The organism is Paenarthrobacter sp. NEAU-H11 (genome assembly GCF_050573415.1).
Classification (GTDB): Bacteria; Actinomycetota; Actinomycetes; order Actinomycetales; family Micrococcaceae; genus Arthrobacter.
In genome coordinates, this window is sequence record NZ_JBNZGA010000006.1 from 46,530 (window position 1) to 61,832 (window position 15,303).

Here is a 15,303-nt window from a genome sequence, read left to right on the forward strand (position 1 = left end):
CATAAACTGAAGCCATGACCATTGGCCGGCACAGCGCTGTTGAACTTGACCCTTCACTTGACGACTATCAGCTTGCGGCCGCCTTGGTGCGCGAGGCCGGCCAATTGGCGCTCCTGATGCGGATGGCAGGCCTGCAGTCGCAGCAGAAGACGTCCATCTCGGATGTCGTGACAGCGGCCGACCATGCAGCGGAAGCCTATGTCCTTGAGCAGCTGCAGCGCTGCCGGCCCCAGGACGGCATCCTGGGTGAGGAAGGCGCGTCGGTGCAGGGCAGCAGCGGCCGCACCTGGGTGATTGATCCCGTGGACGGCACCTACAACTTCCTGCACGGCTCCACATACTGGTGCTCGGCCATCGCCCTGAAAGACCAGTCCGACGTGGTGCTGGGCGCCATCTTCCAGCCGGAGGAGGACAAGCTCTGGCTGGGTGGACGGTCGCACCCCGCCACCCTGAACGGCGAACAGCTGACGGTTTTCCACGACAACAGGGGAGAGCGGAACGCGACCGCCGTTGCCGAGCTGGGGGCGGCCACCTATATCCATCCCAGCTGGCTGATGGACCCCCTCTGCGCCATGCCCTGGCATGCGGCGGCAACATCGGCCGCTGCCCTGCGGATGCTCGGCTCCGGCTCCTGCGACCTTGGCAGGGTAGCGGATGGGCAGATCGGCTGCTGGTTCCAGCACAGCTGCCCGGAATGGGACTGGCTGCCCGGCAAGGCGATCGTGCGGGCCGCCGGAGGTGCTGTGGACACCGTGCGCGTGAACGGGCTGGAATGGTTCATGGCAGGAGGCGCGACGGCGGTACGCGAGTTGCGTGCGGCCCTCGCGTCAGGTTCGGTGGCCTAGGGGCATGCCACAGCCCAGGCACGGCACGACCCCTCAGCGCTATGTGGATAAAGCCCCGTAATCCACAGCCTGGAACTGGCTGTCGGCCCCACCGCCTAGACTTGTAGGCACCATGGATATGTTGTTTGACCCGTACTCTGACGGACCGTTCAAGGCCGCTTCCGCAGCGGCTTCCCGCACCAAGTCGCGCCCTGACGGCGCTACGGCGGCTGGTCCTGGCGGTTCTGCGCCCTGGGAGAACCGGCCAGGTGCGGGCCTTGCGGGCAGCAACCACGAGCCTGATGCTCAGCACGGGGAGGGGCATCGCCACGGCAATCGCAGGCCGGACGCAGCCCAGCTCCTGGAGGGGTTGAACCCGCAGCAGGAAGAAGCGGTCAAACACGTCGGGCCCGCCCTGCTGATCGTGGCCGGCGCCGGTTCGGGTAAGACCCGTGTGCTTAGCAACAGGATCGCCTACCTGATCGCCACCGGACGTGCCCACCACGGCGAAATCCTGGCCATCACCTTCACGAACAAGGCCGCGGCGGAAATGCGGGAACGCATCGAAAAGCTCGTGGGCGGACGTGCCAAGATCATGTGGATTTCCACGTTCCATTCATCCTGCGTTCGCATCCTTCGGCAGGAGGCGGCAAATGTTGGCCTGAAGTCGAACTTCTCCATCTACGACTCCGCGGACTCGCTCCGGCTCGTCACTCAAGTATCCAAAGCCCTGGACCTGGATCCCAAGAAGTTCGCGCCCAAGGCCATCCAGCACAAGATTTCCGCCTTGAAGAACGAACTCATCGATGCTGACTCGTACGCCTCTGCCGCGAACTACAACGATCCTTTCGAGCAGGCCGTAGCCGATGTCTTCAAGGGCTATACCCAGCGGCTGCGCCAGGCGAATGCCATGGACTTTGACGACCTCATCGCGGAGACCGTCTACATGTTCCGGGCTTTCCCCGCGCTTGCTGAGTCCTACCGGCGCCGGTTCAGGCATGTGCTTGTGGACGAATACCAGGACACCAACCATGCCCAGTACGCGCTGGTCCGGGAAATCGTGGGGGAAGGTCCGGGTGCGTCAGCGCTGACGGTCGTGGGTGATTCCGATCAGTCCATCTACGCATTCCGCGGCGCCGACATCCGCAACATCGTCGAGTTCGAAAAGGACTATCCCGAAGCCCGGACCATCAAGCTGGAGCAGAATTACCGTTCCACCCAGAACATTCTCAGCGCAGCGAACTCCGTCATCTCAAGGAACCCGAACCGTCCCGAGAAGCGGCTGTGGACGGCGGAGGGGGACGGCCACAAAATCATCGGTTATGTGGGCGAGAACGAGCACGACGAAGCCCAGTTCATTGCCAAGGAGATTGACCGGCTCCAGGACGAAGACAACCTCCGTCCCGGCGATGTCGCCATTTTCTACCGCACCAATGCCCAGTCCCGCTCCATCGAAGACGTCCTGGTCCGCGTGGGCCTGCCCTACAAGGTGGTGGGCGGCACGCGCTTCTACGAGCGCAAGGAGATCAAGGACGCCCTCGCCTACCTGCGCGTCCTGGTCAACCCGGACGACGACGTCAACCTCCGCCGGGTGCTTAACGAACCGAAAAGGGGCATCGGTGACCGGGCCGAAGGCGCCGTAGCGGCACTGGCCCAGCGCGAGCGGACCTCCTTTATGGACGCTGCACGCCGTGCTGACCAGGCTCCGGGAATGGCAACCCGGTCCGTGAACGCCGTCCTCGGTTTTGTGAAGCTGCTGGATGACCTCGCCGAGGTGGCTGCCGGTTCAGGCGCCGCAGCGGCATTGGAGGCAGTCCTGGAGCAGACCGGCTACCTTGCCGCGCTGCGCTCCAGCACTGACCCGCAGGACGAGTCGCGGGTGGAAAACCTGGCGGAACTCGTCGCCGTCGTCCGTGAGTATGAGCAGGAGAACCCGGAAGGGTCGCTGGGCGCCTTCCTGGAACAGGTCTCGCTGGTGGCAGACGCAGACCAGATCCCTGACGCGCCGGGAGCAGACATTGATGCCGCCGTGGCGGAAGCCAAACGGCTGGGCGTAGTCACGCTGATGACACTGCACACCGCGAAGGGCCTCGAGTTCCCGGTGGTGTTCCTGACCGGCATGGAACATGGACTGTTTCCCCATCAGCGCTCAGCCACGGACCCCAAGGAACTGGCCGAGGAACGCCGGCTTGCCTATGTGGGCCTAACCCGCGCGCGGAAACGGCTCTATGTCACCCGCTCCGAGGTCCGCAGCATGTGGGGGCAGAGCCAGTACAACCCGGCCAGCCAGTTCCTCGAGGAGATTCCCGCCGAACTCCTGGAGTGGAAGCGCGAAGGGACCAGCAGGCAGGGCGGCTGGGGGAGCAGCGGTTCCATCGGCTCCAACCGCTACAGCGGGTCCTTCTGGGGCGCGGGAACCGCGCGCGGTGCGTCGGCTGATGCCTCGGCCGGCTTCAATGCGGATGTTCCCGCCGCCATCGCGCGGAACCGCGTTCAGCCGCAAAAGGAAATTGTGGCGGTCAGCGTTGGGGACAAGGTCAACCACACCAGCTTCGGCAACGGAACAGTCCTGGCGCTTGAGGGAGCGGGGGACAAGACAGTGGCCAAGGTGAAGTTCGACGTCGGCGAGAAGCGGCTGCTGCTGCGCTACGCCCCGCTGACAAAGCTCGATGCCTGACAGTCGCATAAGCCGCTCACCCCTTCACGGGCAAGGAACCATACCCCTTGCCGGTGCCGGGGCCCAGGGCTAAGGTTCAGGGACCGTCCCGCAGCAGCCGCAGGACCAGTCGGAGCAGGTCCAATGAAAATCCTTTTCGCCAGCCAGGCAATAGACGGGCATTTCAATCCCATGACGGGTGTTGCCGTATGCCTCAAAGAACGCGGCCATGAAGTCGCGTGGTACACCGGTCCTGTCTTCAGCCAAAAACTCCGGGAACTGGACGTTCCGCTCATGCCTTTCAAGCGGGCCATTGAGCACCGGGCGGACAACCTGTTCGAGCTGTACCCCGAACGCGCCAAGCTCAAAGGCCCGCGGGCTATCGGGTTCGACGGGGAAAAGATCTTCGCCAGTAACGTCAGCAACTTCTTCGAGGACATCCGCGAACTGGAACAGGACTTCTCCTTTGACGTGGCCGTGGTTGACAGCTCCATGTTTGTCCACCGCCTCGTCTCGCACCTGATGGGTAAACCGCTGGTGAACTTCGTTGCCATTCCCAACATGGAAAGCGACCCGCAGGTACCCCCGCTCTTCTTCGGTTTCAAGCCCCCTCGCAACGCGGTGGAGAGATCCGTCCAGGCCGCCGCGGGCGTCCTGTCCGATAAGGTGATTCTCCGGCCCGCCGGCCTCAGCTACCGCCGCCAGCTTGCGGCTTACGGCCAGAACGTCCCGAAGCGCGGTCGGCTGACGGACGAGCCCTACAACACTTCAAAGGCAGTGATCCAGACCGGGCCGGAAGCGCTGGACTTCCCGCGGCGGAACAGGAATCCCGCGGTGCATTATGTGGGGGCACTCCTGCCCTACAGGCTGCCGGGAACTGCAGCGCAGGCATCCGGTGATGAGGCGCAGGTGGCGGAACCGTGGCCGCAGTACCCGCGCACGTTGCTGGTGACCCAGGGAACGGTGGACAACGTGGACCAGGACAAGCTCATTGTTCCGGCGCTGGAGGCGGTAAAGGACATGGACGCTTTGGTGATCGTTGCCACCGGTGGGCGTGGAACAGAAGCCCTCAAGTCCCGCTACCCGCAGCCCAACATTGTTGTCCGCGATTTCGTGGATTTCGCGAATGTCCTGGATTTCACGGACGTCTTCATTACCAACGGCGGCTTTGGCGGAGTGCAGCTCAGCCTGTCCAAGGGAGTGCCCATGGTGGTGTCCGGAATCAACGAGGGCAAGAGCGACGTCAACGCCCGGGTGGAGTATGCGGGCGTTGGTATCAGCCTGAAAACCGAACGGCCCAGACCATCCCGGATCGCCAAAGCAGTGCGCGAAATTCTCTCGGATCCTGCCTGGCGGGCCCGGGCAGGGAACATGCGTGACCAGTTTGCCGCCGGGGATCCCGCCGCTGTTGCTGCCGGCGTCGTAGAAAAGGCGGCCGGCCTGCGGGCAGAATGAAGGCCGCGGTGAAGCATAATGGAGCCCATGCGACGGACTGTTTGGGGGATGCTCGCCGCCCTTTTCCTGCTGGGTGCCACAGGGTGCGCGGTGACGGTGGAAGACCGCGGGTATGTAGCACCGCCGCCGCTGCCACCAATGCAACAGCTGGAGCAGGCAGCGCTGGTTGACCCGGAGGACTACTCCGGCGGAGCTGATGGCGTTGTTTCGTTCATCACGGAAGACCGAACTGTGGCATGCTCCCTCACGGCTGCCCGCGGGCCGCACATCAACCTCCCTTATGAGCAGAACAGCTTCAGCGACAGCGAAAACAACAAGCTGGCCATTGTGCCGGTGGCCCACTGCGAACTGGCCAGGTACCCCAAGCCGCAAACGGAAGACGTGGCAGACGACTGTGCGGCAACGAACCTCGGCTACCTGGGCGGCGTTGCGCTGCTGACGCCTGACGCCGCAACGTATGGCGAGTGCCGTTCCGGCGTCACACAAATGGAGGCAGCGTACGGCCCCCGGGGCAGCAAGGCAGGACCGCTGGCGCAGCTGACTGTCCTGGCGGACGGGAAAATCCTCGAACGCAATGGGCTGCGCTGCTCTGCCTATAACGGCGGCGTAGCGTGCGGAAACGTGTCCGCAGGGGTCGGTTTTTTCGTGTCGCCGGATCATTACGAACTGATCGCAGGACCGGCCGCAAGCCCCCCGGCGGCGACGGCAGGGGCCTCAAAAACCCCGTAATTCCGCGGTTTTTCTACGCTTCATAGAATAGTGTCCTTACTCACATAAGGGGTAGTCTGGGACGGGCCGGTCCTCCCAAAGGACTAGAGTTCCCAGTGGAGCATCACGCCGCGTGGCTCGTTTCCGACAGGCCGCCGGTGCGTGCAATTCCGCAGCCCGGTCATCGTCTTGCGATGGTGTCCGACTGTACAGAAACTACTTCGACGTAGAAGGACACTAAACCGTGGACCTGTTTGAATACCAGGCGCGCGATATGTTCGAGGCGCACGGTGTACCCGTGCTTGCTGGCATCGTGGCGTACACCCCAGAAGAAGCAAAGGCAGCTGCCGAGAAGATCGGCGGCGTTACTGTCGTTAAAGCACAGGTCAAGGCTGGCGGCCGCGGCAAGGCCGGCGGCGTCAAGGTGGCAAAGTCCGCGGATGAGGCACTTGAACACGCCACCAACATCCTGGGCATGGACATCAAGGGCCACACCGTCAAAAAGGTGATGATTGCCCAGGGTGCGGACATTGCCGAGGAGTACTACTTCTCCGTCCTGCTGGACCGGGCCAACCGCAACTACCTGGCCATGTGCTCGGTTGAGGGCGGCATGGAAATCGAACAGCTCGCCGTCGAACGCCCCGAGGCGCTCGCCAAGATCGCCATCGACCCCGCCGTGGGCATCGACCAGGCAAAGGCCGACGAAATCGTCGCAGCCGCAGGCTTCGCTGAGGAACTCCGCGGCAAGGTCGCCGCAGTGATCCTCAAGCTCTGGGACGTCTTCAAGAAGGAAGACGCCACCCTGGTGGAGGTCAACCCGCTGGTCAAGACCGGCGCCGGCGAAATCGTCGCCCTCGACGGCAAGGTCTCGCTCGACGAGAACGCCGAGTTCCGCCACGCAAAGCACGCCCTCCTCGAGGACAAAGACGCTGCTGACCCGCTTGAGGCCAAGGCAAAGGCGCAGGACCTCAACTACGTCAAGCTCGACGGCGAAGTGGGCATTATCGGCAACGGTGCAGGCCTGGTGATGTCCACCCTGGACGTCGTCGCCTACGCCGGGGAGAACCACGGCAACGTGAAGCCCGCCAACTTCCTGGACATCGGTGGCGGAGCATCCGCAGAGGTCATGGCCGCCGGCCTGGACGTCATCCTCGGCGATGAGCAGGTCAAGTCCGTCTTCGTGAACGTCTTCGGCGGCATCACCGCCTGTGACGCGGTAGCCAAGGGCATCGTCGGTGCACTGGCCGAGCTGGGCCACTCCGCGAACAAGCCGCTGGTAGTCCGCCTTGACGGCAACAACGTTGAGGAAGGCCGCCGCATCCTGGTCGAGGCGAACCACCCGCTGGTTACCCTGGCCGCAACCATGGACGAGGGCGCCGACAAGGCAGCCGAGCTCGCCAACGCAGCTAAGTAAAGGGACGCACCATGTCTATCTATCTGAACAAGGACTCCAAGGTCATCGTCCAGGGCATCACCGGCGGCGAAGGCACCAAGCACACCGCCCTGATGCTCAAGGCCGGCACCAACATCGTGGGCGGCGTCAACGCCCGCAAGGCCGGCACCACCGTCCTGCACGGCGACAAGGAAATCACCGTCTTCGGCACCGTCAAGGAAGCCATGGCGGAAACCGGCGCTGACGTCTCCATCGTCTTCGTGCCGCCGGCGTTCACCAAGAGCGCCGTGGTCGAAGCCATCGAGGCCGGCATCGGCCTGGTCGTTGTGATCACCGAAGGCGTGCCGGTCCAGGACTCCGCCGAGTTCTGGGCGCTGGCCCAGTCCAAGGTGGACGCCGACGGCAACCAGGTCACCCGCATCATCGGACCGAACTGCCCCGGCATCATCACCCCCGGCGAGGCGCTGGTCGGCATTACCCCGGCCAACATCACGGGCAAGGGTCCCATCGGCCTGGTTTCCAAGTCCGGAACCCTGACCTACCAGATGATGTACGAACTGCGGGACCTGGGCTTCTCCACCGCCATCGGCATCGGCGGCGACCCCATCATCGGCACCACGCACATTGACGCCCTGGCCGCGTTCGAGGCTGACCCCGAGACCAAGGCGATCGTGATGATCGGCGAAATCGGCGGCGACGCCGAAGAGCGTGCAGCCGACTTCATCAAGGCCAACGTCACCAAGCCGGTCGTCGGCTACGTTGCCGGCTTCACCGCTCCCGAAGGCAAGACCATGGGTCACGCCGGGGCCATCGTTTCCGGTTCCGCCGGAACCGCCCAGGCCAAGAAGGAAGCCCTGGAAGCCGCTGGCGTGAAGGTCGGCAAGACGCCGTCCGAAACCGCCAAGCTGCTGCGCGAAGTCTACGCAGCGCTCTAACTCCCAGTAACAAACAACGCGGGGTCACTCCCGGCCCGATCCATCCCCTGGATTGGGCGCGGAGTGACCCCGCGTTGCTGTTTAACGGACGACTTAACGTACGACGACGGGAGGTCGCCTTTCCCAGCGAAAGGTGACCTCCCGTCGTCGTACTTTTGCCTGTCAGACCTTGGCGCCGCTGAGGAGTTCGTCCAGCCGCTCGTAGCCCTCGCTCATGCCGCCTTCCATTCCGGACTGGGCCATCCCGTCCCGCGCCTCCTGGCTTGGGTAGACGGAGTGGCCCCGCAGGCGGCACCGTCCATTGCCGAGGTCCTCGAAGGTCATGAATTCCAGGCTCACCACGTCCGGGTAGCCGCCGAACTCAAAGGTCTGGATGGCGAATTCGTTCTCGCGGACCGTGTGGAAGATGCCCCTGAACTCGTAGGGCACCCCTTCGGGCCCGGTGTGCAGGTAGCTGTAGCTGCCGCCGGTCCGGAAATCGTAGTGGTCAATTTCCATCTTGTAGCCCCGCGGGCCCAGCCACTGGACGATCAGGTCCGGTTCCTTGTGGGCCCGGAAGACGTCCGCGACGGGGAAATCAAACTCGCGCTCGTAGTCGATGAAGGGGACGCCCTCAGGAACGCTGAGTTTCAGGGAATTACTCATGATGACTCCTTGGAGATGGATCGCTGCTGGCCGCAGCATTTGATCTAAGTACGGCGTCGAGGCTCCGGAACTGCCCTTCGCGGACCAGCCTGTACTGGTCGATCCAGGCTGTCAGCGCCTCAAGCCGCGCAGGGTTCAGGTGGACGGGCCGGCGCTGCGCATCCCTGGTCCGGGTGACCAGTCCCGCCTGCTCGAGTACCTGGATATGTTTTGAGACCGCCTGCTTGGAGATCTCAAACGGTTCCGCCAGTTCGTTCACGGTGGCCTGGCCCCGGCTGAGCCGGGCGATGATGCTCCGCCGCACGGGATCGGCCAAGGCCATGAAGGCCGAGTCCAAGGCTGCGCTTTCGGAGTTCATCAGGTCCCTTCCTTATTCAACCTTTTCCTTTATCAACCTTTAGGTTGTTTAAGTCTATGCCTGTTCCGGCGGCTGTTCAAGATCCCCAGAGGCGCTCTTGCCGCAGCCTGAAGAACTTTGTTAGTATGTCAGTACAAACTTTCAAAGGAGAGACAGTGCCACTCGTTCGTATCGATGTAAATCTGGGCCGCAGCCGGGAGGACCTGCAGCAGTTGAGCCGGGGAATCCACGACGCCATCCTTGCTGAATACGGCATCCCGGAGCGCGACTACTTCCACATCCTCACCGAGCATCCCGCCGGGCAGATCTTTGCCCAGGATGCCGGACTCGGTTTTGAGCGGACAAGTGGTGTGGTGATGATCCAGATCTTTACCCAGGGCGGACGGTCGCAGGAGGCAAAGCAGCGCCTCTTTGCCGCCGTGGCGGACAAGCTCGCTGGGGTGGGGATCGCCGGTGAGGACGTGTTCATTGGCTATGTGGAGAACACCGCCGGCGACTGGTCCTTCGGCTTTGGCCGCGCCCAGTACGTTACCGGCGAGCTGGCTGTACCCCGGAAGTAGGGCGTCGTCTTCTGCTCGCGGGACCCTTCCGGCTCCCCCTGGGGAGTCTAAAACTGCCGCTATGGCAACTTGTAAACATGTCAGTACAAACCTTTGACAGGACATTAATTCTAGGGCAAAGTAGTGGGTGTGACCCCGCTCATGGAGGGGCCAGCCAGGCACCGGAGCTCTAGCTGTTTGAGGTAAGAGTTCAAACTAGAAAGGTCCGCAAATACCGTGACCCACGAACTGCTCACGATCGGGCGCATCAGCGTTGATATCTACCCGAACGACATTGGGGTGGACCTGGAGGACGTGACGTCTTTCGGCAAGTACCTCGGCGGATCGCCGTCGAACGTTGCGGTAGCGGCCGCCCGGCATGGCCGCCGGACCGGGGTGATTACCCGTACCGGTGACGACGCTTTCGGCAAGTACCTCCACAGGGAACTGAAGAAGTTCAACGTTGACGACACCTTCGTCACCCCGGTCAGGGAATGGCCCACCGCGGTGACGTTCTGTGCGATCAAGCCGGCTACGGACGAGTTCCCGCTCTACTTTTACGGGCGTTTCCCTACCGCCCCGGATCTGCAGATCAAGGCCGAAGAGCTTGACCTGGACGCTATCCGCGACGCGCGGATCTTCTGGTCCACCGTGACCGGCCTGTGCCAGGAGCCCAGCCGAAGCGCGCACATTGCCGCTCATGAGGCCCGCCCGCGCGCCGGCCTCAAGGAAGGCCAGTTCACCATCCTGGACCTGGACTATCGGCCCATGTTCTGGGCCTCCGAAGAGGAAGCCCGGGAACAGGTCGGCCGGATCCTGCCGCACGTGACCGTGGCCATTGGTAACGACAAGGAATGCGCCGTGGCGGTAGGGGAGGGAACCCCCGATGAGCAGGCGGACCGGCTGCTGGCCGCCGGAGTCGAGATCGCCGTCGTGAAGCTTGGCGCCGAGGGTGTGATGGCCAAGACCCGCACGGAGCGTGTTGTTTCTGCGCCGGTACCGGTGGAAACCGTCAACGGCCTGGGTGCCGGCGATTCCTTCGGCGGCGCCTTCTGCCACGGCCTGCTCTCGGGCTGGCCGCTTGCCCGGGTCCTGGATTATGCCAACGCCGCAGGCGCGATCGTCGCGTCCCGGCTTTCCTGCGCGGACGCGATGCCGACGCCGGAGGAGGTCACCTCGCTGCTTGCCGAACGCGGCCGCCTGGTTCCTGGTCAGTTTGCCACCGAAGGAGCAGCGCTGTGACCCTCACGCCCCTCGCCTCGAACAATGCCCTGGACGACGACCCCCGCCGTTATGCCCACTTGAGCACCATCCGGCTTGAAGACCCGGACGCCATAGCCCGGGCCGCGAAGGCGCGGCGCCGCCACCCCGGCCTGAAATACGGCAAGCAGAACTTCATTGTGGCTGCGGACCACCCCGCGCGCGGTGCCCTTGCCGTCGGTTCGGATCCCGTGGCCATGGCAGACCGCCGGCAGTTGCTGGACCGGCTGCAGATTGCGCTGGCCAACCCGGCCGTGGACGGTGTGCTTGCCTCGCCGGACATCATGGACGACCTGCTCCTGCTGGGTGCGCTGGACGGAAAACTCGTTTTTGGCTCGATGAACCGCGGCGGGCTCGCGGGCCTGGTCAACGAATTCGATGACCGTTTCACCGGGCACACGGCTGCTGCCTTGGAAGCGCTTGGTGCCGATGGCGGCAAGATGCTGACGCGCATCTGCCTGGGGGACCCGGATACGGTCGTCACCCTCGAGGCAACGGCCAGGGCCATCGATTCGCTTGCCGAGCGTAAGCTGATCGCCATGGTGGAGCCGTTCCTGTCGGTCCGGGAAAACGGCCGCGTCCGGAACGACCTCTCAACGGACGCCGTGATCAAGTCCATCGCCATCGCCGAGGGTCTGGGCTCCACCAGTGCCTACACGTGGATGAAGCTTCCCGTTGTTGCAAACATGGAACGGGTCATGGCAGCTACCACCATGCCCACCGTCCTGCTGGGCGGGGACCCGGACAGCAGCCAGGACGAGGTCTTCGCAAGCTGGCAGGCAGCCCTCGCGCTGCCCGGGGTGCAGGGCCTCACAGTGGGACGGACCCTCCTGTACCCGGCCGACGGCGATGTTGCCGGCGCCGTTGCCACCGCCGCCTCGCTGCTGAACCACACAACCCCAAACCGAACCGAAGAAGTATCGGAGTAGCCTCCCCATGGGAACAACATCAGGAACTGCAACGCGCAGAATGACGGTCGCCCAGGCCGTGGTGGAATACCTTTCCAAGCAGTACACGGTGGACTCCGTTGGCGGCGTTGAGTACCGCGAGCGGCTGATTCCGGGGACCTTTGGCATCTTCGGGCACGGGAACGTGGCCGGTGTGGGCCAGGCGCTGAAGCAGTACCAGCAGCTGGACCCGGCCATCATGCCGTACTACCAGGGCCGGAACGAGCAGGCCCAGGTGCACCAGGCCGTGGGGTATGCCCGGCACACCCGCCGCCGACAGACTTTCGCGGTCAGCACCTCGATCGGTCCGGGTTCCTCGAACCTGCTGACCGGTGCCGCTTTGGCGACCACGAACCGGCTGCCGGTGCTGCTGCTGCCGTCCGACACGTTCGCCACCCGTGCCGCGGATCCGGTGCTGCAGCAGCTGGAGCAGCCTTACGCGTACGACCTGACCGTGAACGATGCGTTCCGGCCGCTGTCCAAGTTCTTTGACCGGGTGACCCGGCCGGAGCAGCTGTTCTCCGCGTTCCACCACGGCCTGCGCGTCCTGACGGACCCGGCAGAGACCGGCGCGGTGACCATTTCGCTGCCGCAGGATGTCCAGGCCGAGGCGTTTGACGTGCCTGCGGAGTTCCTGGCCGAGCGGGAGTGGCGGATCCGCCGCCCGGACGCGGACGACGACGACATCGCCCGCGCCGCGGCGGCGATCCGTGCCGCGAAGCGCCCGCTGATCATCGCCGGCGGCGGCGTCCTGTACGCCTACGCCAACGACGAACTCGCGAAGCTCGTGGAGCTGACGGGCATCCCGGTGGGCAACACGCAGGCGGGCGTCGGCGTCCTGCCCTGGGACCACACGTTCTCCCTGGGGGCGATTGGTTCCACGGGGACGACGGCGGCGAACGCCATCGCTGCCGAGGCGGACCTGATCATCGGCATCGGCACCCGGTACGAGGACTTCACCACCGCGTCCCGCACGGCCTTCCAGAACCCGGACGTACGGTTCATCAACATCAACGTCGCCCCGATCGACGCGTACAAGCACGGCACCACGCTGCCGATCGTGGCCGACGCCCGCAAGGCACTGGTGAAGCTCAACGCAGCTTTGGGCGGGTACCGGGTGGGTGCGGACCTGGAGCAGCAGATCGAGGCCGAGAAGAAGCGCTGGGACGCCACCGTGGACGCGGCGTTCGACACCCGCTTCACCCCGCTGCCGGCGCAGAACGAGATCATCGGCGCCACCTCCCGGGCCATGGACGCGCAGGATGTGGTTATCTGTGCGGCCGGTTCCCTGCCCGGTGACCTGCACAAGATGTGGCGGGTCCGGGACCCGTTCGGCTACCACGTGGAATACGCGTACTCCTGCATGGGCTACGAAATCCCGGGCGGCCTCGGCGTCAAGCGCGCGGCGCTGGCGGAAGCCGCCAAAGGCGGAACCCGGCGCGACGTCGTCGTCATGGTGGGGGACGGCTCCTACCTGATGATGCACACCGAACTGGTCACCGCCGTCGCCGAACGCATCAAACTGATCGTGGTCCTGATCCAGAACCACGGCTACGCCTCCATCGGCTCGCTCTCCGAGATGCTCGGCTCACAGCGTTTCGGCACCCAGTACCGGGCCCTGGACGAAGAACAGCACAGCTTCGACGAAGGCGAAACCCTGCCCGTGGACCTGGCCCTGAACGCCGAGTCCCTGGGCGTGAAGGTCATCCGGATCGAACCGGGGGAGAAGGTCATCGCCGAACTCGAACAGGCCATCCGCGACGCCAAGGCCGCCCCGGAACGCGGCGGCCCCATCCTGATCCACGTCGAATCCGACCCGCTGCTGGACGCCCCGTCCTCCGAGTCCTGGTGGGACGTTCCCGTCTCCCAGGTATCAGAACTGGACTCGACGAAGGCGGCCTACCAGACCTACACCGACCACAAAGCCCGCCAGCGCAAACTGCTCGGCTGACACTCCACCCCCGCACAGCCACAGACCAAGGAAGTCCACACATGTCAACGACGACCACCACTGTCATCAACCACTTCATCAACGGCGCCGAGACCGCCGGCGAGGGCGACCGCACCACCAACGTCTACAACCCGGCCACCGGCCAGGTCAGCGCAGAGCTGCGGCTGGCGAACCGGGCGGACCTAAACGCCACCGTTGCGGCCGCCCGCAAGGCCGCCGATACCTGGGGCGACATCTCCCTGGCCAAGCGCACCGCCGTGCTGTTCAAGTTCCGCGAGCTCGTCGCCTCACACATCGATGAGCTCGCCCAGCTGATCACGGCCGAGCACGGCAAGGTCCTCTCCGACGCCAAGGGCGAGATCGGCCGCGGCCTGGAAGTCATCGAATACGCGTGCGGCATCCCCACCCTGCTCAAGGGCGACTACTCGGACCAGGTCTCCACCGGCATCGACGTCTTCAACTTCCGCGAACCCCTTGGCGTGGTCGCCGGCATCACCCCGTTCAACTTCCCGGTGATGGTCCCGCTGTGGATGGCCCCGATGGCGATCGCCACCGGCAACGCGTTCATCCTCAAGCCCTCCGAACGCGACCCCTCCGCCTCCATGCTCCTGGCCAAGCTCTGGAAGCAGGCCGGCCTGCCCGACGGCGTGTTCCAGGTCCTGCACGGCGACAAGGAAACCGTGGACGGGCTCCTGACCCACCCGGACGTGGACGGCATCTCCTTCGTCGGCTCCACCCCGATCGCCCAGTACGTCCACGAGACTGCCACCAAGCACGGCAAGCGCGTCCAGGCCCTGGGCGGGGCGAAGAACCACGCCATCGTCATGCCCGACGCCGACCTGGACAACGCCGCGGACCACCTGGCCGCCGCCGCGTTCGGCTCCGCCGGCGAACGCTGCATGGCCATCTCGGTCGCCGTCGCCGTCGCGGACGCAGCCGACCTGATCGTCAAGAAGGTCGAAGAACGCGCCCTGGCCGTGAAGGTCAACAACGGCACCGAGCCCGACGCCGAAATGGGCCCGGTGATCACCCCCGCCTCCAAGGAACGCATCGTCCGGATCGTCACCGAAGCCGAACAGGCCGGCGCCGCCATGGTCGTTGACGGCCGCGACCTCGTGGTCCCCGGCCACGAGGACGGCTTCTGGGTAGGCCCCACCGTCATCGACCACGTCAGGACCGAAATGACCGCCTACACCGAGGAAATCTTCGGACCGGTCCTCGTCGTGGTCCGCGTTGACAGCCTCGAGGACGGCATCAACCTCATCAACGCCAACCCGTACGGCAACGGCACCGCCATCTTCACCTCCTCCGGCGCCGCGGCCCGCAAGTTCCAGCGCTCGGTGACCGTCGGCATGATCGGCATCAACGTGCCCCTGCCCGTTCCCGTGGCTTACCACTCCTTCGGCGGCTGGAAGGCATCCCTCTTCGGCGACAAGCACATCTACGGCCCCGAAGGCGTCTCCTTCTACACCCGCGGCAAAGTGGTCACCTCACGCTGGCCCGAAACCCACCACGCCTCCGGCGCCTCCTACAACTTCCCGTCCAACTAGGCCCCACCCCGACAACCACCATCGACTGCTCCGTACCCGCCGTTTTGAGCGTCCAAAACGACACCTGCGGAGCAATCGATGA

General features: G+C 64.6%; 13 protein-coding genes. 11 read left to right on the forward strand and 2 right to left on the reverse strand.

Annotated features, from left to right (window positions below; genetic code table 11):
* The first annotated feature begins 14 nt into the window (after positions 1–14).
* The 6 genes from ACQ3DC_RS09445 to sucD all read left to right on the forward strand — a co-directional run bounded on the left by ACQ3DC_RS09445 (position 15) and on the right by sucD (position 7,971).
* Positions 15–845 carry an inositol monophosphatase family protein gene (locus tag ACQ3DC_RS09445; RefSeq protein ID WP_157239022.1) on the forward strand — a complete coding sequence of 277 codons (831 nt, stop codon included), beginning with the start codon at positions 15–17 and terminating at the stop codon, positions 843–845.
* Positions 846–963: 118 nt separating this feature from the next.
* Positions 964–3,501, forward strand: coding sequence for a DNA helicase PcrA (gene pcrA / locus ACQ3DC_RS09450; protein ID WP_421092227.1), 2,538 nt, complete (start codon positions 964–966; stop codon positions 3,499–3,501).
* Positions 3,502–3,624: 123 nt separating this feature from the next.
* Positions 3,625–4,935, forward strand: a complete 1,311-nt coding sequence (locus ACQ3DC_RS09455) for a glycosyltransferase (protein ID WP_430752070.1) — start codon at positions 3,625–3,627, stop codon at positions 4,933–4,935.
* 18 nt (positions 4,936–4,953) lie between these two features.
* Positions 4,954–5,664, forward strand: coding sequence for a hypothetical protein (locus ACQ3DC_RS09460; protein WP_321215418.1), 711 nt, complete (start codon positions 4,954–4,956; stop codon positions 5,662–5,664).
* 223 nt (positions 5,665–5,887) lie between these two features.
* Positions 5,888–7,057 carry an ADP-forming succinate--CoA ligase subunit beta gene (gene sucC / locus ACQ3DC_RS09465; protein WP_321215419.1) on the forward strand — a complete coding sequence of 390 codons (1,170 nt, stop codon included), beginning with the start codon at positions 5,888–5,890 and terminating at the stop codon, positions 7,055–7,057.
* Between the two features lie 11 nt (positions 7,058–7,068).
* A complete protein-coding gene (gene sucD / locus ACQ3DC_RS09470; RefSeq protein ID WP_157239019.1) occupies positions 7,069–7,971 on the forward strand; it encodes a succinate--CoA ligase subunit alpha in 903 nt (300 codons plus the stop codon).
* Positions 7,972–8,133: 162 nt separating this feature from the next.
* On the opposite strand, the gene ACQ3DC_RS09475 is transcribed toward sucD, so the two are convergent.
* Both ACQ3DC_RS09475 and ACQ3DC_RS09480 read right to left on the reverse strand, forming a co-directional pair.
* Complete coding sequence (locus ACQ3DC_RS09475; protein ID WP_321215420.1) at positions 8,134–8,616, reverse strand: SRPBCC family protein; 483 nt, start codon at positions 8,614–8,616, stop codon at positions 8,134–8,136.
* On the reverse strand, positions 8,609–8,974 hold the full coding sequence (locus tag ACQ3DC_RS09480; protein ID WP_321215421.1) for an ArsR/SmtB family transcription factor: 366 nt from the start codon (positions 8,972–8,974) through the stop codon (positions 8,609–8,611). Before ACQ3DC_RS09480 ends, ACQ3DC_RS09475 begins: the two co-directional genes overlap by 8 nt.
* A gap of 155 nt (positions 8,975–9,129) precedes the next feature.
* On the opposite strand from ACQ3DC_RS09480, the gene ACQ3DC_RS09485 reads away from it, so the two are divergent.
* The 5 genes from ACQ3DC_RS09485 to ACQ3DC_RS09505 all read left to right on the forward strand — a co-directional run bounded on the left by ACQ3DC_RS09485 (position 9,130) and on the right by ACQ3DC_RS09505 (position 15,221).
* The gene (locus ACQ3DC_RS09485) at positions 9,130–9,534 is read left to right on the forward strand and encodes a tautomerase family protein (RefSeq protein ID WP_321215422.1); all 405 of its coding nucleotides are present in this window, start codon (positions 9,130–9,132) and stop codon (positions 9,532–9,534) included.
* Positions 9,535–9,750: 216 nt separating this feature from the next.
* Positions 9,751–10,755, forward strand: coding sequence for a 5-dehydro-2-deoxygluconokinase (iolC, locus tag ACQ3DC_RS09490; protein ID WP_430752071.1), 1,005 nt, complete (start codon positions 9,751–9,753; stop codon positions 10,753–10,755).
* Complete coding sequence (locus ACQ3DC_RS09495; RefSeq protein WP_430752072.1) at positions 10,752–11,702, forward strand: Cgl0159 family (beta/alpha)8-fold protein; 951 nt, start codon at positions 10,752–10,754, stop codon at positions 11,700–11,702. The genes iolC and ACQ3DC_RS09495 overlap by 4 nt, the downstream gene beginning before the upstream one ends.
* A 40-nt stretch (positions 11,703–11,742) precedes the next feature.
* Complete coding sequence (iolD, locus tag ACQ3DC_RS09500; protein WP_430752073.1) at positions 11,743–13,671, forward strand: 3D-(3,5/4)-trihydroxycyclohexane-1,2-dione acylhydrolase (decyclizing); 1,929 nt, start codon at positions 11,743–11,745, stop codon at positions 13,669–13,671.
* A gap of 41 nt (positions 13,672–13,712) precedes the next feature.
* Positions 13,713–15,221, forward strand: coding sequence for a CoA-acylating methylmalonate-semialdehyde dehydrogenase (locus ACQ3DC_RS09505; RefSeq protein ID WP_157239014.1), 1,509 nt, complete (start codon positions 13,713–13,715; stop codon positions 15,219–15,221).
* Positions 15,222–15,303: the final 82 nt, after the last annotated feature.